21 protein-coding genes, 2 tRNA genes and 2 pseudogenes are annotated in these 24,487 nt (G+C 71.9%); 7 read left to right on the top strand and 18 right to left on the bottom strand.

Annotated features, from left to right (window positions below; all coding sequences use genetic code 11):
- Positions 1–18: 18 nt before the first annotated feature.
- Positions 19–555, bottom strand: coding sequence for an NADPH-dependent FMN reductase (gene ssuE, locus OG928_RS30250; protein ID WP_406289596.1), 537 nt, complete (start codon positions 553–555; stop codon positions 19–21).
- A 1,001-nt stretch (positions 556–1,556) separates the two neighbouring features.
- Between ssuE and OG928_RS30245 the strand changes: the two genes are divergently transcribed.
- The 4 genes from OG928_RS30245 (at position 1,557) to OG928_RS30230 (ending at position 7,353) form a co-directional block, all read left to right on the top strand.
- Entirely contained in the window at positions 1,557–3,440 is a 1,884-nt protein-coding gene (locus OG928_RS30245) for an FAD/NAD(P)-binding protein (RefSeq protein ID WP_406289594.1), read from the top strand.
- Complete coding sequence (locus OG928_RS30240; protein ID WP_406289592.1) at positions 3,437–4,336, top strand: glutathione S-transferase C-terminal domain-containing protein; 900 nt, start codon at positions 3,437–3,439, stop codon at positions 4,334–4,336. The genes OG928_RS30245 and OG928_RS30240 overlap by 4 nt, the downstream gene beginning before the upstream one ends.
- A 225-nt stretch (positions 4,337–4,561) precedes the next feature.
- A tRNA-Cys gene (locus OG928_RS30235) sits at positions 4,562–4,635 on the top strand.
- 273 nt (positions 4,636–4,908) lie between these two features.
- Positions 4,909–7,353, top strand: coding sequence for an endonuclease/exonuclease/phosphatase family protein (locus tag OG928_RS30230; RefSeq protein WP_406289589.1), 2,445 nt, complete (start codon positions 4,909–4,911; stop codon positions 7,351–7,353).
- A gap of 248 nt (positions 7,354–7,601) precedes the next feature.
- Here the strand turns inward: OG928_RS30230 and OG928_RS30225 are convergent, their stop codons facing one another.
- Entirely contained in the window at positions 7,602–8,855 is a 1,254-nt protein-coding gene (locus tag OG928_RS30225; protein WP_406289586.1) for a M28 family peptidase, read from the bottom strand.
- Positions 8,856–9,030: 175 nt separating this feature from the next.
- On the opposite strand from OG928_RS30225, the pseudogene OG928_RS30220 reads away from it, so the two are divergent.
- Positions 9,031–9,498 (top strand): annotated as a pseudogene (locus OG928_RS30220) (hypothetical protein); the annotation flags it as partial.
- A gap of 127 nt (positions 9,499–9,625) precedes the next feature.
- Positions 9,626–10,093: pseudogene (locus tag OG928_RS30215) on the top strand (amidohydrolase family protein); the annotation flags it as partial.
- Between the two features lie 74 nt (positions 10,094–10,167).
- Here the strand turns inward: OG928_RS30215 and OG928_RS30210 are convergent.
- From OG928_RS30210 to OG928_RS30200, 3 genes are read right to left on the bottom strand one after another with little or no spacing between them, the layout of a single operon-like run.
- On the bottom strand, positions 10,168–11,088 hold the full coding sequence (locus tag OG928_RS30210; RefSeq protein ID WP_406289584.1) for a DMT family transporter: 921 nt from the start codon (positions 11,086–11,088) through the stop codon (positions 10,168–10,170).
- A gap of 38 nt (positions 11,089–11,126) precedes the next feature.
- Positions 11,127–11,975, bottom strand: coding sequence for a helix-turn-helix domain-containing protein (locus tag OG928_RS30205; protein ID WP_406289583.1), 849 nt, complete (start codon positions 11,973–11,975; stop codon positions 11,127–11,129).
- Positions 11,965–13,053 carry a hypothetical protein gene (locus tag OG928_RS30200; RefSeq protein WP_406289581.1) on the bottom strand — a complete coding sequence of 363 codons (1,089 nt, stop codon included), beginning with the start codon at positions 13,051–13,053 and terminating at the stop codon, positions 11,965–11,967. Before OG928_RS30200 ends, OG928_RS30205 begins: the two co-directional genes overlap by 11 nt.
- Between OG928_RS30200 and OG928_RS30195 the strand changes: the two genes are divergently transcribed.
- A tRNA-Pro gene (locus tag OG928_RS30195) sits at positions 13,054–13,127 on the top strand. It begins immediately after the preceding gene.
- A 77-nt stretch (positions 13,128–13,204) separates the two neighbouring features.
- On the opposite strand, the gene xerC is transcribed toward OG928_RS30195, so the two are convergent.
- The 13 genes from xerC to OG928_RS30130 all read right to left on the bottom strand — a co-directional run bounded on the left by xerC (position 13,205) and on the right by OG928_RS30130 (position 24,475).
- Positions 13,205–14,371: a tyrosine recombinase XerC gene (gene xerC / locus OG928_RS30190; protein WP_406289578.1), complete on the bottom strand. Its 1,167-nt coding sequence runs from the start codon at positions 14,369–14,371 to the stop codon at positions 13,205–13,207.
- A complete protein-coding gene (locus OG928_RS30185; protein ID WP_406289575.1) occupies positions 14,368–14,580 on the bottom strand; it encodes a helix-turn-helix domain-containing protein in 213 nt (70 codons plus the stop codon). Before OG928_RS30185 ends, xerC begins: the two co-directional genes overlap by 4 nt.
- A 295-nt stretch (positions 14,581–14,875) precedes the next feature.
- Positions 14,876–16,015, bottom strand: a complete 1,140-nt coding sequence (locus tag OG928_RS30180; protein WP_406289572.1) for a DUF3631 domain-containing protein — start codon at positions 16,013–16,015, stop codon at positions 14,876–14,878.
- Positions 16,016–16,066: 51 nt separating this feature from the next.
- Complete coding sequence (locus OG928_RS30175; protein ID WP_406289570.1) at positions 16,067–16,930, bottom strand: bifunctional DNA primase/polymerase; 864 nt, start codon at positions 16,928–16,930, stop codon at positions 16,067–16,069.
- Positions 16,927–18,012 (bottom strand): DNA cytosine methyltransferase, encoded by a 1,086-nt coding sequence (locus tag OG928_RS30170; RefSeq protein WP_406289568.1) that lies wholly within the window; start codon positions 18,010–18,012, stop codon positions 16,927–16,929. The genes OG928_RS30175 and OG928_RS30170 overlap by 4 nt, the downstream gene beginning before the upstream one ends.
- On the bottom strand, positions 18,009–18,440 hold the full coding sequence (locus tag OG928_RS30165) for a hypothetical protein (protein WP_406289566.1): 432 nt from the start codon (positions 18,438–18,440) through the stop codon (positions 18,009–18,011). Before OG928_RS30165 ends, OG928_RS30170 begins: the two co-directional genes overlap by 4 nt.
- 89 nt (positions 18,441–18,529) lie before the next feature.
- Entirely contained in the window at positions 18,530–18,751 is a 222-nt protein-coding gene (locus OG928_RS30160) for a hypothetical protein (RefSeq protein WP_406289564.1), read from the bottom strand.
- 23 nt (positions 18,752–18,774) lie between these two features.
- Positions 18,775–19,446, bottom strand: coding sequence for a hypothetical protein (locus tag OG928_RS30155; protein WP_406289562.1), 672 nt, complete (start codon positions 19,444–19,446; stop codon positions 18,775–18,777).
- 46 nt (positions 19,447–19,492) lie between these two features.
- Positions 19,493–19,957, bottom strand: coding sequence for a single-stranded DNA-binding protein (ssb, locus tag OG928_RS30150; RefSeq protein WP_406289560.1), 465 nt, complete (start codon positions 19,955–19,957; stop codon positions 19,493–19,495).
- Between the two features lie 108 nt (positions 19,958–20,065).
- Positions 20,066–20,401 (bottom strand): hypothetical protein, encoded by a 336-nt coding sequence (locus tag OG928_RS30145; RefSeq protein ID WP_406289558.1) that lies wholly within the window; start codon positions 20,399–20,401, stop codon positions 20,066–20,068.
- 109 nt (positions 20,402–20,510) lie between these two features.
- A complete protein-coding gene (locus tag OG928_RS30140; RefSeq protein WP_406289556.1) occupies positions 20,511–20,750 on the bottom strand; it encodes a hypothetical protein in 240 nt (79 codons plus the stop codon).
- Positions 20,751–21,084: 334 nt separating this feature from the next.
- Complete coding sequence (locus tag OG928_RS30135) at positions 21,085–23,265, bottom strand: hypothetical protein (protein WP_406289554.1); 2,181 nt, start codon at positions 23,263–23,265, stop codon at positions 21,085–21,087.
- A gap of 100 nt (positions 23,266–23,365) precedes the next feature.
- Positions 23,366–24,475: a hypothetical protein gene (locus OG928_RS30130; RefSeq protein WP_406289551.1), complete on the bottom strand. Its 1,110-nt coding sequence runs from the start codon at positions 24,473–24,475 to the stop codon at positions 23,366–23,368.
- Between the last annotated feature and the right edge of the window lie 12 nt (positions 24,476–24,487).

The raw sequence follows: 24,487 nt of genomic DNA, 5'->3' as shown, positions 1-24,487 counted from the left end.
TCGGGCGGCTTCGGCGGATCAGGCGGCGGCGACGGCGGGGCGGCGCAGCCGGGCGGAGAACGCGTCGGCGAGTTCTTCCAGCGGTGCGACGCCTTCGGTCTGGATCTCGCCGGCGGCGCCGACGTACCGCTCGTGCACGAACCAGCCCTGCGCTACGTGGTCGGCGCCGAGCGAGGTGAGCACCGGGCGCAGCGCGTAGTCGAGCGCGAGCACGTGTGCGGGGGTGCCGCCGGTGAGCACCGGCAGGATCTCCTTGCCGCGCAGTGCGAACTGCGGGAGCACGTCCAGGAACGTCTTGAGTACGCCGCTGTAGGCGGCCTTGTACACCGGGCTCGCGATCACCAGCGCGTCGGCGGCGGCGACCCGGGCGAGGGCGGCGCGCAGGTCCGGGTCGGTGAAGTCGGCGTGCAGGAGCGCCTCGGCGGGCAGGTCGCGCACGGCCAGCGTGGACACGTCGTGCCCGTCGGCGGTCAGCCGGGCGGCGACGTGGCGGGCGACGACGCCGGTGCGCGAGGTCGCGGAGGGGCTGCCCCACACGGTCAGGACGGTTGCCATGGGATTACCTCGGTTCAGGGGTTGATCGGGGTGCGATCAGGGGGTGCCGTGGAGCGGCAGGGGTCGATAGGGGTGCCGTAGGGGTGCGCTGGAGATGCGTCGGAGATGCGTCGCAGATGCGCCGGCGGTGCGCTGAAAGTGCACCCCGACGCCCGACGCCCGGCGTCGACACTCCGGAAAAGGGTGATTCATCCTGATATGGATATCGCACCGTGCCCGTTGCTCGCGTCGGCGAGGTCGCCCGGGGCGGGCGGGTCGACGCACGAGGCGTACGGGGGTCGCGAGAGGCCCTGGGCGCGGGAGTGGTACCGCGCCCGATCGGGGAAACGCCGACGGCGCGGCCGGGGCCGCGCGCTGTGGTCAGCTACAACAAGCGGCGCTGGTGACGCGCCCGAGGTCGATGTGGAGGCGGGCGGACAGCAGCCAACCGGCGGCGGACATGGCCGCCCCGTCGCTGCGTCGCGCGTAGTGCGCCACCGGGATCCCCTCGCTGGGCCGTGGCGGAGCGCCACGGCGAGATGTTCCGGAACCTAACCCGCCGAGCCGCGCTCGGTCAATTGCTCGAAGCCGGGCGCGTCGAGCTCGACCGGCTCGATCGCCCGCGGTCGGGTGCGACGAAACCGGGCCCGGTCGACCGCTCGCGCCCCGGTGGATCGGGGCGTGTCCGGCCTCGTGCTCGAAGCCCGGTGCGGCGATTCGACGTTGACAACTCGTCAGGCGGCTCCGTAGCGTCGGCCTCGTGAGCCCCGATCTGCGTCTTGTCACGTGCCGCCACATCGACCTGTGTCGTGTGGCCGGCGGGCTGTGTCCGCGCGGCTGACTTCCGCCGCCGCGCGTCTCGGTCTTCCCGAGGATTCCTGAGCTTGTCTCTCGGTCGCGCAATCGCCTTGTGGCGTAAGGCTTTTCCGATTCGCTGATCCGGTCGGACGAAATCCGTGGGGGTGCTCCGCTGGTGTCGTCGCCGGTCGCGTCCTCCTGCTGTGCCCCACGAGGGGAGAGCCATGCCCGACCATCCGTCCGGCCGCCTCCGCCCGGTCGCCGTGTGCATCGTCGGTGCCGGACCCGGTGGTGCGTCCGTCCTCGAACGCCTCCTGGCCGGGGTTCCCGACCTGCTCGGCGACCGTCCGCTGCACGTACACGTCGTCGACCCCTACCCGCCGGGCGCGGGCCGGGTGTGGCGGCGCGCCCAGTCGGCGCTGCTGTGGGCGAACTCGGCGGCGGCCGACATCACCCTGTTCACCGACGAGGTGTCCACGATCGAGGGGCCGATCCACCCGGGCCCCTCGCTCGCCGAGTGGGCGGCGGCCCGGACCGCCGAGCTGCGCGAGGGGCGCGGCTCGGCCGAACTGGCGCCGTTCACAGACGAGTTGAGCCGGTGCGGGCCGACCTCGTTCCCGTCCCGGCCGTTGCTGAGCGCCTATCTCGCGTGGTTCTTTCGCACCACCGTCGACCGGGCGCCGGCGAACGTGCGCGTGATCGTGCACCAGAGCACGGTCGTGGACGTGACCGACGGGCCGCGTCGTCAGCTCGTCCACCTGGCCGGGCGCCGACCGCCGTTGCAGGTGGACGCGGTGATCCTGACGCAGGGTCACCTGGACGCCGAGCCGACGCCGGACGAGCGCGAGCAGATCGGGTTCGCGCGCCGGCACGGGCTCGCGTACATCCCCACCGGCTACACCGCCGATGTGGACCTGGACGCGTTGCGGCCGGGCGAGCCGGTGCTCGTGCGCGGGATCGGGCTGGCGTTCGTCGACCTGATGGTCCGGCTGACCCACGGCCGGGGCGGTACGTTCGCGCGGGACGCGGACGGTGTGCTGCGCTACACCGCGTCCGGACGCGAGCCGGTGCTGTTCGCCGCGTCCCGGCGCGGGGTGCCGTACCGGTCCAAGACCGGGTACGCGTGGGTGGGCGAACGGCCGCCGCTCCCCCGGTTCTTCACCCTGGAGGCGGCTCGGGACGCGGCGGACGTATGGCCGCTGATCACCAAGGAACTGGCGGGCGCGCACTATCACCGGCTGTTCACCGCGCACGGTGAGCGGACCACGATGGAGTGGGCGGAGTTCGACGCGGCCTTCGCGGTCGCGGCGGATCCGGACGAACTGGTGGCACGGGCGGTGCCGGATCCGGCCGACCGGTTCGACGTGACCCGGCTCGATCGGCCGGTCCAGGGGCGGCGGTTCGCCGACGCCGGCGCGTTGCAGGAGTGGATGCACGCGCACATCGAGGCCGACCTGGCCCGCCGGCACGATCCGGCGTACAGCCAGGACCTGGCCACGATCCACGCGTTGCTGAGCGTGTTCGGGGTCGTGCTCCGCCTGCAGGAGGCCGGCCACGAGGTGGACCTGCCGCGGTTGCTCGGCTTCTTCAGCTATCTCGCGAGCGGCCCGCCCGGGCCGCGCCTGGAGGAACTGCTGGCGCTGGCCCGGGCCGGGGTGGTGCGCTTCCTCGGCGAGGACGTCGAGATCGTCGCCGACGACGAGGCCGGCGGATGGCGGGCGAGCAGCCCGACATTGCCGGGCGCCGAGGTCGGCACGCGCGCGCTCGTGGAGGCCCGGTTGCCGGCGCCCTCGCTCAAACGCACCCGGGACGCGTTGCTGCGCCGACTGGCCGCGCGCGGGGACGCCTCGACCGACGCGGCGGGTCGACTGTTCGCCCGGCCCGGCGACCGGCGGTTGGTGAACGCGCGCGGCGACGCGCATCCCGGCCGATTCGCGGTCGGGCACGGCGTGGCGGGCGGCGCCGGGAGCGCGGGGTTCTCCCGGCCCCGCTTCGACGCGCCGGCGTTCCGGGTCAACGACGCGTTGGCGCGGGGCGTACTGAATCATCTGCGGGACATCGGTCCGACCTCGGATCGATTGGAACTTGTGACAGGAGCCACCCAGTGACCACGCAGCTCGGCTACGCGAGCCCCGTCGACCTCGACACGTACGGCGCCTACGCCGTCTCGGACCCGCAGTACCCCTTCATCGGTCGGCTCGGCGACCCCGACTTCCCGGAGGAGGCGGGCCGTTACCACCTGTACCTGTCCCACGGCTGCCCATGGGCGCACATCGCGGCGATCGTGCGACATGCGCGAGGACTGACGGAGGTGATCTCCGCGTCGTATGTGGACGAGGAACGCGACGGCCGCGGTTGGGCGTTCCGCGAGCGCTTCGGCCCGGACCCGGTGAACGGCTTCACCCTGCTGCGGGACGCGTACGAGGCCACCCGGCCGGGGTACACGGGCCACATCTCGGTGCCGACGCTGTGGGACCGGGCCGGCCACCGGATCGTGGCGAACGCGTACAACGACATCCCGAACAACCTCGCGACGGCCTTCGAGGGCTTCGCCGATCCCGCCGCGGCGGACCTGTACGCGGAGGACCTGCGCGAGGCGATCGACACGACCGACACGGACTTCGCGACGGCCGCGCGCCGCGGCGGCCTGTGGACGTCGGAGGAGGGCGAGACGATCAACACGCTGGAGCGCTCGGACGCGCATCTCGCGGACAAGCGCTACCTGTTCGGGAATCGCTTCACCCTCTCGGACATCCGGTTCTGGGTGAAGCTGCTGCGCTTCCCGGAGACGTATCGGGCGGCGATCGCGCAGGACGGGCGCACCCTCGTGGACTACCCGAACCTGTGGGGGTACGCGCGCGACCTGTACACGCGGCCCGAGTTCCGTGCCACCACCGATCTCGCGGTACAGGCGGAGAATCGCGCGCGGCGGTTCCCCGACTCCCCGGCCGGACCGACCGCGGAGCAGTGGGCGGCGCCGCACGACCGGGCGACGTTGGGCTGACCCGAGAACGCGCCGGTCCGACGCGGAGTCGGGCCGGTGTCGGTCCTGCGGGATGCGCGCGCGGGGACACGCGTGCGGCTGGGGATTCCGGGCTGCGGGACCGGAGGGGGTGCGCCGCCGGGCGGAGGGGGCCGGCGGCGCACCCCCGAGAGGCCGGACGATCCGGTGCGGGAGGCCCACCCGTGTGCTCCCGGAACATCCGGTCGGCGGTGGGTGGTTGGGCTCGATGGAGTGGCCGAGAGGCGAGGCAGCGGTCCGCAAAACCGTGCACGCGGGTTCGAATCCCGCCTCCATCTCCAGGTGGGGACCCGGTCGGGTGCCGCGAGACGCCGTCGCCGGGCGCGGTGGGCGCGGCACTGCCGAAGATCCTTCGAGGTTCGGGCGCGAAAAGGTTCGGACGCGCGGCGGGACCCCGACCCATTCGGGCCGCCCAAACGATGGACGCCGTTCACCCGGAGTCCCGAGAATGTCCCGCATCCGTCTCTTTCGCATACCGGAGGCCCTGGGTGACATTCCGTCAGCAATCGTCCCGTCGACGATCCGTGCCGAGATCGCGGCGACGGATCGGCGTCTTGGCCACGACCGTGGCCGGCGCGCTCGCCGGCACCGCGCTCGTCATCGCTCCCACCTCCGCAGGCGCGGCGCCCGCCGTGGATGTGCTGCTCGCCGAGGTGTACGGCGGTGGCGGCAACAGCGGCGCGAGCCTGACCAACGACTTCATCGAGGTCGCCAACAAGGGTTCGGCCGCGATCGCGGTCGACGGCTGGAGCGTGCAGTACCTCCCGGCCGCGCCCAAGCCGACCTCGCAGTGGCAGGTCACTCCGCTGACCGGCGCGGTGGCGCCCGGCGGCCGGTACCTGATCGGCGAGGCCAAGGGCACCGGCGGCACGCTCGCGCTGCCCGCGCCGGACGCGACCGGCGCGATCAACATGTCGGGCACGGGCGGCACGGTCGCGCTCGTGCGCGGGACGACGGCGCTCACCTGCCTGACCGCGGCGGACTGTCTCGCGGACGCGCGGATGGTGGATGTCGTGGGCTACGGCGACGCCGTGGTCCGCGAGGGCACCCCGGCGACGGGTGCCGCCAACGCGGCGTCGGTCGCGCGGACGGCCGCGCTCGCCGACACCGACGACAACGGCGCCGACTTCGCGGCAGGCGCGCCGACGCCGATCAACGCGCGTGGACAGGGTCCCGTCGACCCCGGTCCGGGCCCCGACCCCGAGCCGACCAACGCGCGGATCCACGACATCCAGGGCACGACGCGGCTGTCGCCGAAGAACGGCGCGCGGGTCACCGGTGTTCCGGGCGTGGTGACGGGAATTCGCGCGTTCGGCAACTCGCGCGGCTTCTGGTTCCAGGACACTCTCGCGGACGATGATCCCCGCACGTCCGAGGGTGTGTTCGTGCTGACCGGAGGCGTCACGCCGGCGGTCGCGGTCGGCGACGCGGTCAAGGTCACCGGCAAGGTCGAGGAGTTCTATCCCGGCGGCGCGAACATCGGCGGGCAGTCGCTGACCCAACTCACCGGCGCCACATGGGCGATCGAGGCTTCGGGTCAGGCGCTGCCGGCTCCGGTGCCGCTGGACGCGGCGACGGTTCCGGACGCGTACGTGCCGAGCGGCACGCCGTCGATCGAGGCGTTGGCGCTGGAGCCCGGGAAGTACGCGCTGGACCTGTACGAGTCGCTCGAAGGCCAGTTGACGCGCGTAGCCGACACACGCGTGGTCGGTCCGAGCACGTCGTTCGGCGAGCTGTGGGTCACCGTCGAGCCGACGCGGAACCCGACCGCGCAGGGCGGCACGGTGTACAGCGGATACGACGCGCAGAACGGCGGCCGGCTCAAGGTCTCGTCGCTGATCCCGTTCGCGCAGGAGCCGTTCCCGAAGGCCGACGTCGGCGACACGCTCACGGGCGTCACCACCGGCCCGCTCACGTACGACAACTTCGGCGGGTACACGCTGGCGGCGACGACGCTGGGCAAGGTGGCCAAGGGCGGGCTGACCCCGGAGTCGACGCGCGACCAGAAGCGCACCGAGCTGGCGGTCGCCACGTACAACGTGGAGAACCTCTCCCCCAAGGACGACCAGGCCAAGTTCGACCGGCTCGCGAAGGGCATCGTCACCAACCTGGCGACGCCCGACGTGGTGGCCCTGGAGGAGATCCAGGACAACACCGGACCGACCAACGACGGTGTGGTGGCGGCCGATCAGACGTTGGACAAGCTGGTCGCGGCGATCAAGGCGGCCGGTGGGCCGACGTATTCGTGGCGTTCGATCGAGCCGGTCGACGGCAAGGACGGCGGCCAGCCGGGCGGCAACATCCGCAACGCGTTCCTGTTCGACGCTACGCGCGTCGAGTTCGTGGATCGTCCCGGTGGCGGCTCCACGACGGCGGTGGGCGTGCGCAAGGACTGGCTCGGTCGCGCGCAGCTGACCCAGTCGCCGGGTCGGGTCGCGCCGGCGGACGCGGCGTGGGAGAACAGCCGCAAGCCGCTCGCGGCGGAGTTCCGCTTCCGCGGCAAGACGGTGTTCGTGGTCGCGAACCACTTCGCGTCCAAGGGCGGCGACCAGGCCCTGGACAGCCGCTTCCAGCCGCCGACCCGCAGTTCCGAGGTGCAGCGCGTCGCGCAGGCGAAGGTGCTGCGCGGCTTCGTCGACGAGTTGCTGGGTGTCGATCCGCGCGCGAACCTGGTGGTGCTGGGCGACCTGAACGACTTCGCCTTCTCGCCGACGCTGAACACGCTCACCGCCGGCGGGGCGTTGCGCACGATGGTGAACACGCTGCCGGCGAACGAGCGCTGGGGGTACGTGTTCAACGGCAACAGCCAGATGCTCGACCACATCCTGACCAGTCCGCGGGTCACCCGCTTCGAGTACGACATCGTGCACGTGAACGCGGCCTTCGCGGACCAGGCCAGCGACCACGATCCGCAGATCCTGCGGGTGCACCCCAGCACCGGCAGCGACTTCCTGGACTGCCTGGAACAGCTGTGGGAGGAGCTGACCGACCGCTCCTGAGCGCCTTTCGCTCCTGAGCGCTTTCGCTCCCGAGCACGCCTCGACGTCACGACAACCCGCGCCCGGAGCCGAATCGGCCCCGGGCGCGGGCCCGTTCGGGCGCGTGCGGGCGGGCGGGCACCGGCGGCGCGGGCGCTACTCCGAAAGCGGATTCGAGGACGGATTCGAGGACGGATTCGCGGACGGATTCGCGGACGGATTCTCGGGTGGATTCGCGGGTGGATTCGCGGGTGGATTCGCGGGTGGATTCAGGGATTCGAGCGCGGATCCGCCAGCGCCCGCGCGGTGGCCTCGGCAAGGGCGCAGGCGTCGGCCACGCAGGTGTAGTCGAGGTTCTCGGGCAGGTCGGTGTGCAGGTGGTAGTGCGGGATGAGCTTCTGGTCGTCGATCGAGACCAGGGTGGCGGTGGGGTAGCCGTAGCGGTTGGGGACGACACCGTCGGTGGAGCTGCGCGAGCGCAGGCCGGTCAACACGGCGATGTCGTTGCGCGTGGCGCATTCGGAGATCAGGTTGTTGAACGGGACGTCGTAGGGCTCCATCCGCAACGGGCCCTCGGCTTCGAGGAGTACGAGGTTGCCCGAGCCGACGGTATCGAGGTTGAGGAACCACGTGCGCTCGCGGTCGAGTTCGGGGAAGTGTCGGCGGGCGAAGCCGCGGATGCCCTCCTGGAGCGCCTCCTCGGCGCCTGCGGAGACGAGCAACACCCGTACGCCGTCCAGGGGTTGCTCGCGCAGGGTCTTGGCCAGCGCGATCAGGACCGCGACCCCGGAGAGGTTGTCGTTGGCGCCGGGGACCGCGCGGCTGCGGCCGATCTGGGTGAACGCGGCGGTGCTGAGCGCGGACAGGCCGATGCCGGCGCGGCGCAGGGTCTTCGACCCGGCGGCGCTGCCGAGGGCGACCAGCGCGGGGCCCGCGAGCACGGGCCACCACATGGGCGGGTTCTCGTTCACCTTGTCGAGCAGGTGCGGGTAGCGCGTGGCGAACCAGCGGGCGGCCCGCTCGTCGAACACGGCCCCGGTGGGGGCGGCGTCGTGATGGGCCGTCAGCACCAGGGTGCGCGGCGCGTCCGGGTCGCCCACGGAGGCGACCACGTTGTACGCGCTGCGCCGCCGGCCGCCGAGCGCGCGGCGGGCGTATTGGCCGCGGTAGGAGATGTCGTCGGCGACGCCGATCAAGGCGGCGGTCGCGGCCAGTGTCGCGCCGACGCGCGAGCGGCCGGCGAGGAGGCCGGCGACGGTGGCGATGGCGGTGAGTGTGCCGATCGGGCGGGCGTACGACGCGTATGCGGGCTCCTCCTCGACCACGGCGTCGGCCGCTCCGAGGTCGCGCAGCAGGTCGGCGATCACGAACGCCGCCTCGCGTTCGCCGGCCGAGGTCGGCAGGCGCTCGATCTTGGCCAACGGCTCGATCACGGCGCGGAGTTCGGTTTCGGTGGGGCGGCGGGAGCGGTGCCTCTTGCCGTTCGCGGCGACGTGCTCATCTCTTCGATCGCGGCTCGTCATCCCGCCACGATGCCATGCGCGGTGCTCGGCGTCGACGGTGGTCGCGGCCCGGGTCCGGGGTCGGAGTCCGGCGGCGCCGGGCGGGCTTGTCGGGCCGGCGGCGGGCCGACCTCATCCGGCGGGCGGGTCGTACGTGTCCCCTCCGGCGTCGGTGGATGGCGTCGCCTGCGCCCAGATGTCCAGCGGGACGAAGCCGATCGCGCGGCCTTCGGGGTCGAGCAGCCGGCCCATCAGCTTGACCGCGCGCAGCGCGATGGTGCGGTCGACGGTGCGCAGGTACGGCAGTTTCGCGGCGAGGCGGGTCTCCAGGGTCTGCGCGTCGGCGATCGAGCGCAGCCATACCGTCATGGCGAGGTTGTGCGGTCCGGCCATGACCATGACCATCCGGGTCTCCGGGAGCAGGGCCAGTTCGCGCGCGGTCGCGTCCAGGTGTTCCGGTGGGACCTGGGCCCAGAACGTCGCGGAGCCCGAGCGACCAGCCCGACGACGACGGCTTCCTGAGGACGAGATCCGCACGATCGTCGACATCGCGAGCGGCCATCGGGGCAAGAAGGTGGCGGCGCACGCGCAGGGGCGCGGCGGGATCCTGAACGCGGTACGGGGCGGGGTCGCCAGCGTCGAGCACGGGTACGCGATCGACGACGAGATCATCGATCTGATGCTGGAGCACGGGACGTTCCTGGTCCCCACGCTGACGACGGCGAACACCGACCCGGACCCGACCAAGACGGCGAGCTGGGCGTACGCGAAGAAGCAGCACTGGCAGACGGTCGCGCACACACATCCCGCGCGCGATCGAACGCGGCGTCCGGGTCGCGATGGGCACCGACTGCGGCATCGCCGAACACGGCACGAACCTCCGCGAACTCGGCCACCTCGTCGACTGCGGCCTGTCCCCATCGGCAGCCATCTCGGCCGGCACCGCAAACGCGGCCGAACTCCTGGGCCTGGCCCACGAAATCGGCACTCAAGGACGGGGTGGCGTACAAGGACACGGAGGCGTTGTTCACGGGGGGCGAGGTCGGCGTGGCGGGTGGTTGAGGCCACGTTTCAGCCGGGGGCGTTTGAGGCCACCTTTTCAGCCCGGCCGGCGTTTGAGGCCACCCCGGCCCGACCAACGCCTGAGGCCACCCCTTCAGCCCGGCCGGCGCTTGAGGCCAACCCAGCCCGACCAACGCCTGAGGCCACCCTTTCAGCCCGGCCGGCGCTTGAGGCCAATCAGCCCGGCCGGCGCCTGAGGCCACCCTTTCAGCCCGGCCGGCGCTTGAGGCCACCCCAGCCCGGCCGGCGCTTGAGGCCACCCCACCCACCCCTACGGCCCCAGCCGACCCGCATCCACCGTCGAAGGCAACACCCCGTCCCCCTCCACACTCACCACGACCGCGTTCTTCCGCGTCGCCAACACCGCCCCGCCGAGGATCAACACGAACGACGCCCCGATCGCAAGCGTGAACTTCTCGTCCAGGATCAACACCCCCGCCGCGACCGCCACCGCCGGGTTGACATAGGTGATCACCGTCGCCCGAGCCGCCCCCACCTCCCGAACCAGCTCGAAGAAGATCACCATCGCAACCGCCGTGCACACCAGCGCGAGCACCCCCATCGCCCCGAGCGCCTTGCCGCCAGGGACGTGCGAGGGCCACTGCGCGGCGGCAAGCGGTATGTACACCAGCGCCGTGAAGCCCAGGCACACGGCCGTCATCGGCAGACTCGGCACGTCCTTGAGCTTGCGCTCGACCACAAGCGCCGCGCCGGCGTAGCAGAGCGCGGTCGCGAGCACCTCGACGGCCGCCCACGGGTCGCCCCCGCCGAGCGTCGGCCCGGCCAGCAGCGCGACCCCGCCGAACCCGATCGCCAGACCGGCCCACCGCACCGGGCCCATCCGCTCCGTACCGCCGGTCACGTACACCAGCACGGCCCCGAAGATCGGCACCGACGCGATCAGCAGCCCGGTCGTCGAGCTGGACAGCCGCCGCTCGGCGTCCGAGAGCATCCACCACGGCCCGACGAACTCGGTCACCGCGAACACCAGCAGCGGCCACTTGTAGGGGGTCAGCCCACGCATCCCGCCGCCCCGCAGCGCGAACGGCAGCAGCATCAGGGCCGCGAGCCCGGTGCGCGCGAACACCAACACGGCGGGCGACACCTCGTCCACCGCGACCTTGATCAGCAGGTACGGAATCCCCCAGATCACGCACATGCACGCGAACAGCAACGCCCCACGACGACTCACGGCCGTGTCCCCTCAATCTTCCGATGCGGAGACGATGATCAGCTACGCGAGGCCTGCCGGTCTAGAACGCTGTTGCGGTACACCCCCGGAGTGACCCCGAGGACGCGCCGAAACCACCGCCCCAGATGCGCCTGGTCCGCGAAGCCGACCGCGAGCGCGGCCTGCGCGGGCGTCCTCCCGGCGGCGAGCAGGACCTTGGCACGGGCGACCCGGTGCTGGGCGAGCCACGCGTACGGAGGCAGCCCCTCGACGTCCCGGAACGCCCGCAGCGTCTGGTAGCGCGACAGCCCGATCCCGGCCGACAGCTCGGTCAGCGACGGCGGCGCGACCAGCTGATCGGCCAGCCGCTCCCGCACCGCACGGGCCACCCGGGCGGCGTCCGGCGAGCCCCGATCGGCGACCTGGCCGCGTACCGCGTGCCGCCCGACGAGCGCGCGCAGCACCTCCACGACCCGCGACTCCCCCTCGAAGGCGTCGCCGCCGGCGGTGAGGTGCACGTGCACGGCGACCATCTCGGCGGCCAGCCCGGGATCGGCCACCACCAGTGACGGGAAGTGCGGGGCGGGGCCGAGCAGGTCCTCGCCGACCAACTCGGGCGAGGGGTAGAAGACCCGGTAAGCGTAGCCCTCCGGGATGCCGGGCCCGCCGGTGTGCGTCTCCCCCGGCTCGGCCACCACCACGGAGCCGGGACCGGAGCGATGTACGACCCCGCGGTACTGGATCTGCTCGATGCCCTCGACGCACACGCCGATCGCGAACTCCTCGTGCGCGTGCGGTGCGTAGCGATGCCGCCGAAAGCGCGCGGTCATCAGGTCGAGAGGGGCGTCCTGGACACCTTGTATTCGGGTCCAGATCGCCGATTCACCGACATTCTCGTCACCATTCATGCCGATTCGCTCTCAAATACGCGTGTACGGGCCGACCCGGCACCATCGGCTCGAACCACTCCTCGGGCCCGGGGTCGGACACCCGCAGCTCGACCGACTCCGGATCATCCGACGCCGCGTCGCTGAACGTCACGAACGCGGCCTCGACGTCGTCGTCGTACAGCCCGTGCCGCTCCAACAGCGACGCCGCCTGATCCACCAACAACCGCAAGGCCATCTCCTCGGCAAAGCACGCGGGCGGCGCCCACTCGTCCCCACTCAAACGCCCGGTGATCGCGACGGCCGCCACCACGAACCGCCGGACGAAACCCTCCTCGACCAGTGGCAACGCATCCAACACGAAAAACGAGGCCCCATCCGCCTCACGAAGATTCACCAGATCGGTGAACAGCAGATCCACGAGTACCCCGATCGAGCACGCCACCGCCCCGGCCGCGAGCCGCGCCTTCTCCTCGGGCACGTCCGGCTGCGCGGTATCCGGCTCGCACCCGAACGCGTCCAGCCCGAACGCCCGCAGCCCCACCGCCTGCCGCTCGATCCGCAACCGCTCCTCGGGCATCGGCCGCCGCGCCCGCAACGTCGGATCCTCCGAGGGCGCATCCGGCCCATCGGCCGCCATCAGGCTCTCGTACACGAGGTCGTCATGCAGCTGCACCTCGCTGCGCACGACCCGCCAATCCGCGAGCAGCCCACTGGCCTCCAACACACCCAAGACGATCTGCCGCGCCGTCCGCTCGGCCGCCTCGAGCGTCGGCGCGTCCACCGACAACAACACGCCGGCCCCGTCGGACCGCGTCGTCACCCGATAGTCCACAAGGTCCACCCCGACCCCGTCCGCCTCCTCGAACCCCTCCACGGAATCGAGCCCATCACTCAGCAACGCCCCGACCCCGAGCCGCTGGAGTTCATCCAGATCGGGATAGGTCTCAAGGGGCACGACATCGACATTCACCGGGTAAGCCACCCCAAGATCTTCCCGCGCCCACCCCCCACCCCAACCCCCGACACCACCGAACAACCACGTGGCGGACCACCCCCCAAAGTGCGATATGGTTTCCGTGTTCGGCCAGCCGAACACCGGGACGTGGCGCAGCTTGGTAGCGCACTTGACTGGGGGTCAAGGGGTCGCAGGTTCAAATCCTGTCGTCCCGACGGTGTTCACGCAGCTCAGGGTCGGTATCTCGCGAGAGATACCGACCCTGACTCGTTCTGCGTGACTAACTGCGTGACTACGGCTCCTGAGTGATCTTAAAGATGCCGTCCATGGCCACCGCGCCGGTCTGAATCACGGGGCGAATCTGCTTCCGGTAGACCTTCTCGGTAATCGCGGTTCCGGAATGTCCGACCAACCGAGAGATCTCCTCGATCGGGACTCCGTTGTCGGAGAGCAACGACACGAAGCTGTGCCGCATCTCGCGCGGCGTCCACTCGGCAGCATCCACGCCGTCCACATCCTTGAGGGACTGCCGGAAGGCCCGACGCACGTTGCTGGAGTCGAGTTCCTTGCCCACGGCGGACGCGAACACGAGACCGTTCTCCTCCCACTTGTCACCCGCGGCGAGTCGGTCCCAGCCCTGATCTTCCCAGTGCTGCCAGAGAACGTCCACGCACCGCTGTGGGAGCGCGATGGTCCGCCGTGACTTCCTGGTCTTCGTCTCTCCTCCTGCGCGGACCGACCGCCACACCGCGATGTACGGCGGGACGGGCGGGCTCGCGTCCGGCTCCCCTCGCAGGAACACGTGATCCCACGTCAAAGGTCGCAGTTCCTCCGTACGCGCTCCGGTGAGCAGCGCCACCACGACGTACGCGTGCATCGTGGTGTCCGCCGCAGCGCGCAGCACCCCTTCGGCCTGGGCGAGCGTCAACGCCTTGGACGGGCGCCCCGCCCGACCTGCGGGGACCGAGCACAGCTCAATCACGTTGCGCTTGACCTTGTCGCGGGCCATCGCCCGCTTGACCGAGCGGTTGAGGCACTCGTGGATGCCGCGCAGGGAACGCGTGCTGAGTGTCTTCGCCTTCTCCGCAAGCCACTTGTCCACGTGCTCTGCGCGCAGGTCGCGAAGCTTCTGGGCACCAAGCGACGGGACGACGTGCACGCGCCCGAGGGACGACCAGAAGTCCAACGTGGCCTTGTCCCGTCCGGCCAAGCCGAACAGGAGCCAATCGTCCACAGCGTCCTTGACCGTGTAGTTCGAAGGGGCGATGGCCACCCCGTCTTCGAAGTCGCGAAGGACTTCCTTGAGCTTGTTCTTGGCTTCGGTCTTCGTCTTGCCGCTCCCTCGCTTCACGAGGCGCTTCCCGCTCGGGTCGTAGCCGAGACTCGCGGTGGCAATCCAGCGTTGACGCTTCTCATCCCAGTGGAGACCACCGTCTCCCCTGCTGCGGCGCTTGGTCACTTGGCGCTTCCCGCCTCGCGCTCAAGGAGCGCGGCGTATTCGGTGATGGCGGTCGCCGGAACCAGCCGGGCACGGCCTTCCTTGACCGTGCGCAGTCGGCCGGTTCGGATCAGGTCGTAGATGACGGTCCGGCTCAGCCGGAGAATGCGCACGACTTCGGGCACGCGGTAGTGCACCGGGTCGGGTCGGAGCGGAGTGATGGTGGACATGGCGACTCCAAGGTCGGGCGACAGTCGGAGCGATCGATGTCGGTGCTGTGTCCGGAGGTTCGGGGGCGGCGTGGCGCGCACGCTGCCCCCTCCTCCAGGTCCGCTACATCCGCTACATCCGCTACAGCGCAGGTCAGAGCCCTGTTTTCTGTAGCGGATGCGCGCGATGTAGCGGACACATCCGCTACACCCGCCCGGTTGGCCGTGGCGTGTAGCGGATGTGTAGCGGAGATGTAGCGGATGATTTCGGGCTATCCGCTACATCGTTTCCGCAGGTCAGACGGGGTTTTGAAGATCATGTAGCGGATGTAGCGGACTTTTCGGGGGGTGGGGGGCAGTAGCGCGTCCACGCGTCGTGAAGGTCGGTGGCGTAGTAGCCCTTGACGACCGGTCCGGACGCGGTTCGGATGTTGCGCGCGACGATGGGCGTGTTGTCGGCGGTGACGTACTCGCGCAGCCATTTGGCGAGCGAACGGGAGTCCAGGGCACGGCCGTTGACGTCGCCCCAGGGGGCGTCGTCCATGGCGACGAGTTCGGCGATGATCGCGACGGTGGGGATACGGTCGGCGCCGTTGAACACCAGGTCGCGCAGGTCGGTCAGCAGCCGGATCCCGAGGGAGCCCTTGTCAGTCGCCTTGGACGCCTCCACCAGTTCCGCGCAGGCATCCCGGGCGCGGAGGGGCCAGTGGCCGCCGACAGCGTCGGCGATGGCGAGCAGGGGCTCCCACACGTCCGCCGGCCGGTCGGTCACCCCCTTGGGCAGTTCGGGCCAGGCGCCCGCGATGCGGTCGCGGGCGCTGTTCGCCCACTTGGCGAGGCGATCGCGCAGGGCGTTGCCCTCGGGGGTGTGCAGGCGGGCGCGGAAGGGCTCGACGTGTTCGTTCGGCGCGCGGCGGCGCATGCGGATGATGATCGAGCGGGTCAGGATCGTGTCCGGGAGGGAGCCGAGCCCGGCGACGGCGACCCCGCAGTACGAGGGGAACGCCACCACGGTCTGGCTCGATCCGTCTCCGACGCACCGGTAGGTGACGCCGGAGCGGCGGTGTCCGGCGTTGATCCAGCCCCGAAGCTCCTCGTTGTCCCCGGCTTTGGCGCCGAAGATGGTGTCGATCTCGTCGAACAGGATGGTGGGCGGGCTCTCCCCGGCGGAGACGGCGCGAAAGAGCGCGGGCGCGGACGCGTTGACCGCGACCATCGGATTGGGGACCAGGGTCTCCACGATCTCCAGGGCCCGGCTCTTGCCGCTGCCCGGTTCGGGCGACAGGAACGCCATGCGCGGGGTGGAGTCGAAGCAGTCCAGCAGGTGCGCGTGTGCGTCCCACAGGGCCACGGCGACGTACGCCGCTTCCGAGGGGAACACGTTGAACCGGCGATGGAACGCCTCTACCTCGTCGAGGAGTTCGGCGCCGTCCATGGGCGGTGCGTCAGTGGTCATGAGGTGGTCCTCCCGTCCGCCGTCCGGCGGAGATCGGGTGCGGGGCGGTGGTCACGCGGCGTCGAGTCCGTTGCGTACGGCGCGGCGGGCGTAGGGCTCGGGGACGCCGACGGACATGGCCGCCGCAGCGACCTGATCGCCCAGCTCTTCGAGTCCGCATGGGCCGGGGCATCGGGCGTGCTGAGCGGCGAGGAATCGTGCGACTCCGTACGCGCTCGATCCGGCCCCGGACTCGGTCCGGCTGCGGACGATGGCGAGGCCGCGTTCGAGGCCGGTGCGGACGTAGCTCTCGGTGTGGCGGCATCCGGTGGCGACCGCGCGGACCCATCCGTTCCGCGTCGGCGGGGCAGAAGAGTCCACCCCGCCCCCGGGCCGGGTGGTCTCTTGCTCTTCCCTGTCCAGGAGGGCGTGGACGGCCGGGGGCAGAGGGGACACGTGGCCGGTGCCGGGTCCGAGCCAGCGGGCGTAGGACATGCGGGACTTGATGTCCACGCCGGGGCGGACGTGGTTCGCGGACCGCGTGGCGCCCCGGTACATCCAGTGTTCGCCGCGCGTGGTCGCCACCACCTTGGTGGTGGGCAGTGTCGCGCGGGCCCAGGCGATCGCGGCCTTGTCGTCCAGGTCCACGACGGTGAGGTCGGCCCCGGCGGGGTGGTAGGCGACGGCGACGGCCTGCCGCCATGCCCGCGCCCACGGCGGGGAGCCGATGACGGTGGTGTCGGTGGTCGCGGCGGCCCAGGCGTGGCACACGCGCGGGCACTCGCATGCCCCGGCGGTCCTCATGTGGGGGCGTCCGCCGCATGCCAGGTTCGCGCAGGCGGGGCAGTTCCCGAACGGGACCTTCCCCGTCCGCAACGGAAGCACCGGCACCCCGGCCCCGGCCAGTTCGAGCGCGGTCCGCAGGTGCCCGCTCACATCGCCACCCCCAGTGCGGCGGCGTCGCGCGCCTCCTGGTCGGCGATCAGGAGTCGGAGCGCGGTGGCGGCCTGGGCGGGGATGACGCCGTTGCCGAGCGCGTGGAGTTGCCGGGTGTGGGACAGGCCCGGAACGGCCGTGACGTGCCCGGGGACAAGGCCCATGAGCCACTCCACGAACGCCGGATTCAGGCGGGGTTTCCCGTCTCGGTTGGGTGCGGTGTGCGCGGGCGCCTGGAGGCCGGTGAAGCGTTCCCACCGGGCGACCGCGGCGGCGTACTTGCCCCATCGTTCGGGCTGGACGGCGGCCGGTAGCGCGACGTCGTTCGCGCGGCGTCCGCGCTGGTTCGGCCCGCCCTTGCTGCCGTCCGTGGCGCGCGGCGTCGGCAACAGCGACACCGCCGTACGCAGGTCGGCGCCGCCGGTGCCGTGCGCGCCGGCGCCGTTGGCGTCGGACACGCGCGGCGTCGGCAACAGCGTCAGGCCGGCGGCAACTCCAGGATCGCGGTGGGGAGTTGTCCGCGTTGTCCCCCGCCGCGCCAGTCGCGGGCCGCCGGGGTGGGAAGCAGGCCAGGCGACGATGAAGATACGGATTCGCAGGTGGGCGGCGCCGATGTCGCGGGCCGCCAGAAGCCGGTAGGTCCCCATGTAGCCGAGGGCGGCCAGTCCGTGAACGACTCGGGCCATAGCGTCGCCGTCGTTGACAGTGAGCAGCCCAGGGACGTTTTCGAGCACGAGCAGTCGGGGTTGTGGGTCCAGGTCGCTAGCAGCGGCGAGGATCGCATCGAAAATCCACCTCTCGTCGGCGGTCCCGGCGCGCTTGCCGGCGGCGCTCACGGGTTGGCACGGGAACCCCGCGGTCATGACGTCCACCGGCGCGACCGCGCGGAAGTCGGTCTTGGTGATGTCGCCGAGGTTGGGCACGTGCGGCCAGTGGTGGGCGAGGATCGCGCTCGCCCCGGGGTCGTTGTCCGCGTGCCACGCGGTTTCGCCGCCGAGCACGGCGCGCACGGCGTCGTCCAGGCCGCCGTAGCCGGTGCAGAGGGAACCGATGCGAAGTCCCGGCCGTGTCGTCGCCGTCACGGCCGTGCCGCCTCGTTCGCGACGCCGTGCGTGGTCGAGTCCACGAGCGGGCGGTGGACGTCGCGGTGGGCGATCTCGATCCGTGCGCAACCGTCGGTGAGGATGTCGGCGATGTGGCGGGCGATGCCGACGCTGCGGTGCCTGCCTCCCACGCACCCGCACGCGATCGTGACCGGCCCGGGGACGGTGTGGGCGAGATCGTGGGCGGCGAGTGCGATCACGGCGGCCAGGTCGCGCATGCCCGGGGTGTCGAGGGCGTGCGCGTACACGTCGTCGTCCAGTCCGGTGCGGTGCTTCGTCGCCGGGTCGTGGTGGGGGTTGCGGAAGCGGCGGCGCAGGTCGAGGGTGATCTCGGCGTCGGGTGCCGGGCCGTGTCCGTAGCCGAATGACACGATGCGGATGGTCCGCTCGCGCTGGTGGTTTGTCATGCTGGTGGTCCCTTCCGGGTCCTTGAGGGATTGGGTTGGGCCCCCGGGGCGACTGTCTTCCGGCAAGTCGTCGGTCGCCCCGGGGTGGGTCACTGGGCGCTGACGGTGGCGGTGATGCTCCACCGGCCGTTGGTCGGGATCGGGATGTTCTCCCGGGCGCAGAGCGCCCACAGGGCGTCGGTGGTGATGGACTCGGCGTCCGCGTCGTGGGTGGTGGTCACGGTCTGGACGAACTCCAGACGGGGGCCGCCGACGCACGTGCACGTCGCGCGGACGACCCAGGTCCCGGGCGCGTAGGTGGTGGCTTTCATGGGGTTCTCCTTCGTCGTGGTCGTCAGGCCGCGATCGCCGGTCGGTCGGCGGTCAGGGTGGTGTTCCAGGCGTCGCGGACGCGTTCCAGGGCGGTCGGTTCGCCTGTCGTGTGGCCGAGGTGGATGGGCATCTGGAGTCCGATGAAGTCCTCGCCTCGGGTGATGACGATGGGCTTGTGGCGGATTCCGGAGCCCCACACCAGGCACGGCGCGCAGGCGTCGGTGCCGCGCAGGTGGCCGCCCCACCGGGCGAGGAACCGGGCGTTGAGGGCGACTTCGGTGGTGAGGTCGGGTGCCGCGGCCAGCGCCTCGCGGACCATCGGACGCCACCGGGGGAAGGAGCCGAGGCCCTCGCCGTTCTCGGTGTCGTTGGGGTCCAGGGTCAGTGCGTGGCCGCCGACGCGGGCCGTCAGGCGCCGGCCGTCGTGGGAGAGGGCGATCGGGCGGGTCCCGGCGATGCGGCCGAGGGCGGTGATGGCCTTGACGTCGTCGGTGTCGAGGAAGGCGCTCCAGGTGCCGATGCCGGGGGCGGCACGGCGGGTGGCGGCGAGGGTGTAGCGGTCGGTGGCGATCAGGTACAGGTGGCGGTCGTCCGCCTCCACCTTGATCCCGCAGAGCATCGGCAACGAGTCGTCGGTGCCCATGTGCGGGGTGACGTCCCGAAGCAGGGCGCGGAGATCGGGGATCGTGGTCACGGGTTCCTCCCGAGCGTGGTGGTGGTGCGCGGTCGTAGCAGCCGGGTCAGAACGGTGGGTTGTCGTCGGTCGGGGTTTGCGGGCGCGCGGCGTCGGGGGTGCCGAAGTTGTCCCAGGGGCCGTCGGCCGCGGGGGCGTTGCGGCGCCCGGTGCGGGTGACGGTGGCGTCGGCCCACAGCAGCGACGGGCCGACGTCGTCCAGGTCCAGGACCATGCGCTCGCGGGGTTCGTTGCTGTCCTTGTCGGTCCAGCGCTGGGTGGTGACGGTGCCGCTCGCGATGACGCGGTCGCCCTTGCGCAGGGACTCGGTGACGTGCTCGGCGAGGGAGCGCCACGCGGTGCACGCCCAGAACGTGGTCTCGCCGTCGATCCACTTGTTCGTGGCCTTGTCGAACTTGCGCGGGGTGGCCGCGATCGACAGGCGGGCCACGGCCACGCCGCTCGGGGTGAACTTGATCTCGGGGTCGCGGGTGACGTTCCCGACGACGGTGATGGGCGTCGCGTTGCTCACGGCAGGTCTCCCAAAAGGTCGGTGCGGATAGGCCGTTCGGCCGTCGCGACCCCGAGGCGAACCCACTGCTCGGGCGGGTTCGTTCTCGGGGCCACGACGGGCGGACGGTCAGGCGAAGATGCCGCTGACGGCCTCGACTCCGGCGGTTACGACCTGATCGCCGGCCTGCGCGGCGGTCAGCGCGATGGCGGATCCGGCGAGCATCACCCCGGCGACGAACGCGACCAGGGCAATCCCGACGGTGCGGCGGCGGTGGGCCCACGCGCCGACGATGAGCGCGAGAATGACGCCGCTGCCGATGCTGACGGCGGTGCCTCCCGCCCCGGCCTTCGCGGGGGCGTCGGTGGTCGCCGCGAACGCGGCGGTGGGGGTGAGCGCGAGGGCGAGGGCCGTGCCGAGGACGGTGGCGATCCTGCGGGTGCGGGTCTTGGGTGAGGTGCGCATGTCGGTGCCTCCCGAGGGCGGTTCCTGGTGGGCGGTCGTGCGCCCACGGCCCGGCCGCTCACGTCTGTTCGTGAGCGGCCGGACCGTGCAGGCACGGCGGCGGACCGGGTCATCGGTCGTCCGGGCGCCGGGCGGTGCCGAGGAGTCGGGCTCCCAGGCGTGGGCGCAGGCCCGTTCCCCGGCACCGGCGGCAGCGGCGCGCCGCGCACGGCGGGGTGTTGGGCGGGTGGTGGTGGGGGTCGGCGCCGGTGCCCGCGCATCGGCGGCAGTGGCCCCACGGGGCGATGCGGCACACGAGCGCGTAGCCGATCGCGAGGGCGAGCAGCAGGAGAACATCGGTGACGGTCATGGGGGCTTCCTCCTTCGGTGACGGGGGTTTCGGTGGCGGTGCTCCGAGCGCGGTGATGCGGTCGCGTGGCGACCGTTCGGCCGTTTGTCGTGACGGCGACTGTGGTGACGGAATGTGCCGGGGCGTGTGAGCCCACACGGATCGCCGGTCGTGGCACCGCAAGGGGCCTGGGTGGGCTCACCCCCTCTTAAGAGGGGGTTGTGTGGGGTGGTCTGTGTGGGCCCACACGGCCCACACGCGCAGGTCAGGGGCCCACACGGCCTGTGTGGGCCCACACGCGGCGTGTGGGCCCTGTGTGGGCCCCCTGTGTGTGGGCCCACACGGGGCGGGATCGCTACGCCCGGTAGTTGTCGATGGCGTCGGCGAGGGTTTCGGCGAGGTAGCCGGAACGGGGCTGGCCGCCGTCGACGCGGATGGATCCGACGCCGGGCCGGGACACGCCCACGGCCCGCATGAGCATGTTGAGTTCGTTGCCCAGGCTCTGCGCGTCGGTGTCCAACGCGTCGGCGAGGTCGGCGGTGTACAACCGCCCGCCCGCCTCCTCCAGGGCGCGGTGGGCGCGCAGGAGCAACTCAGGTACGGGGTTCTTCGCCTCCTTGCCCGTTCCGGTGGGCTCGCCCCACTGGGTGGGGCCGGTCCGCGCGAGTACCTCCGCGAACGCATCCGCCACGTCCGCCCCCGCGACGTCGCGTCCGGCGCGGTCGGGGTCGCGCAGCCTCTGCCGTGCCTGATCGAGGAGTTCGCTCATCCGGGCGCCGTCGATCGGCCCCGCGTCGGCGGGTGTGCTCGCGGGGGTGGTGCTCGCCGGTGCCGCGGTGGGCTTGGTGGGGTCGGTGCCGGTCATCGGGATCCCGCGCTCGGAAATCGGCGGGCGCATCATCGGCACGTCCGTCCACGGCCGCGTGGTCGCGGCCAGCGCCTTGCCCTTGAACAGCACGGGGAGGGTGCGGGCCCAACGCGAGGCGTAGTAGCGGCCGGAGGGGGTGTCGACGGTGAGGGCGTCCATGGTGGGCCTGCGGTCGGCGAACTGGACCGACAACGACCCGATGCGCGAGGGCGTCAGCCGCTCGGCCTTGAACGGCCGGGCGGGCATGGTGATGCCGTCCGCGCCGGGGTAGGAGACGTGGCCGCTGCCCTGGTGGCGGGCGGCGCGCGGGTCCAAACGGCCCTGCCCGTAGGGGAAGAGGTGGCCGAGTTCCTCGGGGTCGGACACGCGCATGCCGATGCGGTTCTGGGACTGCTTCTTCATCGCCGGGGTGCTCACGTCGGCGGTCGCCCGCAGTCCGATGCTCATCTCCCGGAACCGCGTCGCCCTGCCGACGTTGATGACGGCGTTCAGCTTCTCCAGGATCGATTGGGGGAGTTGGGCGATCTCGTCGGCGACGATCAGGATCTCGGGTACGTCCGGGGAGACGGGGATCTTGTCGTCGTCCACGGACAGCATCAGGTCCTGGTAGCCGGTCTTGCGGGCCGCCATGCCCTCGATGGCGACGTCGAGCATGATGTGCGCCTCCTCCTCCGTGGGCGCCACCCAGTCCAGGACGGGGCGCTTGGCGGTTCCGTCGAGGGCCCAGGCGCGCAGCCACGGCAGGGACAGGCCCGCGCCGGTGGTGTCGATGTGCCACACCAGCACGTCGTTGGCCTGCAAGACCTTGCCGTTGACGACGTTCGCGGCGTTGGTCTTGCCGCTGTCGGTCTGGCCGATCATCACGGTGCAGGTGTCGACCATCGGCAGCAGCACCGGCGTGCCGTCGGGGTGGCGGCCGATCTCGATCGGGTTGTTGATCGTGGTGACCGGCAAATCCCCCTCGGGAAAGGCGATCGTGGTGGCGAGGACGTCCACGAGGTTGACCCGGATCATCACCGTCCCGTGCTCCTCGCCGTCAAGGATCTCCACCCCGCCGCCACGCGGCAGCCGCAAGGCGCCCGCGATCACCCGCGCGGCGTTCCCCGGCAACGACTCCACACCCGGCGGCAGTTCGAGGCGCACCGTGTACCCGACGTCCTCGGGCCACGGCTTGACGCCGCTCACGTTGTGCCCCTCCAGACGGAACAGCGCCGTCAGGCGCTGGTGCCATTCGGCGGCCTGTCCATCCGCCCAGCGCTGGAGGAGTGCGGCGGCGCGCCCGGCGCGGGTGGCCTGTTCGCCCCGGGCGAGCCCGGTGGCGAGGACGAGTCCGGCGGTGGCGCCCGCCGCCCACACGCCGAACGGCGTCCACCCGAACGGGGTCCCGTGCGCGATCGTGGTCGCGGTCCAGCCGCCCGCCGCCAACCACGCGGAGGCTCGGGCGAGGATGTGACCGGCGGGCCGGTCGCGCCGCAGGTCGACCGTCGCCTGTGCGACGGCGCCCGCCGCGGCGACGGCCCCGGCGTGGATCGGGGGAAGGCCGGTCGCCGTCCCCATGGCGGCGACGCTGTAGGCGCCGCCCGCCACCAGGGCCGCGCCCATTCCGGGGGTGGTCTTCCACGACCAGTCCCACGTGTTCGTGGTGTTCGTGCTCGCGTTCCCGCTCATCGCGGACAGTCCTCTCGGATCGTGTGGTGCGAGATGGGTTCGAGAACGGCCCGCCACCGCGAGCGCGGTGACGGGCCGTGGATCGTTCGAGCGGGTGGGGTCAGACGTCCCACATGTCCTCGCCGGGGCGGGGCGCCTCGTGGTGGGAGATGTCCACCGCGTGCAGGCGCCGCGCGATCGGCAGGATCTCCTGCGCGGAGCTGACCGCCCGCTTGAGGAAGTTCCCGATGCCCGCGACCGCCTCGGCCACGTCTTGGTGGACCGGGTACGCCTCGCCGGACAGCGTGGCCAGGTGGTGGATCGCGTGGGCCAGGCTCTCCAGGCCCTCGGGCAGCCCCTCGTACTCGGCCAGCACCTGCATCATCTTCTCCGGCGCCCACCGCGCGTACACCGTGCGGACGTCCTCGCACGACGCGGCGAAATGCGACTGCCGGAAGGCCAACGCCCCGTCCGCGCGGTGCTCGCCGATGTTCCACATCCGCTCGCCGTTGCGCGGCGTCTCGTGCCGCGCCAGATCCTCCCGGTGCAGCTCGCGGAACGCGACGTCCACCGCCTCGGCCGCCTCGGCCGCCTGCATCGTGTGCAGGTACGTCGCCACGACCGCCGCACCGACCTGAGGATGCGCGGGAAACCGCTCGGCCGTGGCGCAGGCCAACTCGCCCAGCGCTGCCGCCGCCGACCGCAGGCCGTCCGGGAGACCCCGGTACTCGGCGGCCACACACAACATCGTCGGCGGCGAGTAGCGCGAGTAGGTGTCCCGCACCTGCTCCGCCCGCGCCGCGAACACGCTTTTGGTCATCGCCTCACCTCGAGATCCGTGGGCGCCGGCCAACACCGGCGCCGCGGTGGTGGAACCGACGTCGGTCGGCTCCGTGAAATCCGTGCTCACGCCCTCACCGCGGGCGGTGTCGCGCAGGCGCCGGGCGCGCTTGATCAGCCGCCGCCACACCCACGCCCCCGCACGCGGGCCCCACATCAGGCCGGCCAGGCCCAACCGGGCACCCGGGCCGACGCGGAGCACACGGCCCAGACCGCCCAGCGCGGCGCCACCGGCGGCGGCCACCAGACCGGGAACCGCCGCGAGCGCACCCGCGCCCACCGCCGCCATCCCCGCGCCCACCGACCGCGCCCAGTGCGGCGCCGCACGCTTCGCGGACGCCTTCGCACGCCCCGCCCGCGCACGTGCCGCCTGCGCGGCGCGGGAGGACATCACCCGACCGGC

This window comes from Embleya sp. NBC_00896, assembly GCF_045207785.1.
In the GTDB taxonomy this organism is placed as follows: domain Bacteria; phylum Actinomycetota; class Actinomycetes; order Streptomycetales; family Streptomycetaceae; genus Embleya.
The sequence above is the reverse complement of the archived record's forward strand: the minus strand, read 5'-3'. Positions and strand labels throughout refer to the sequence as shown.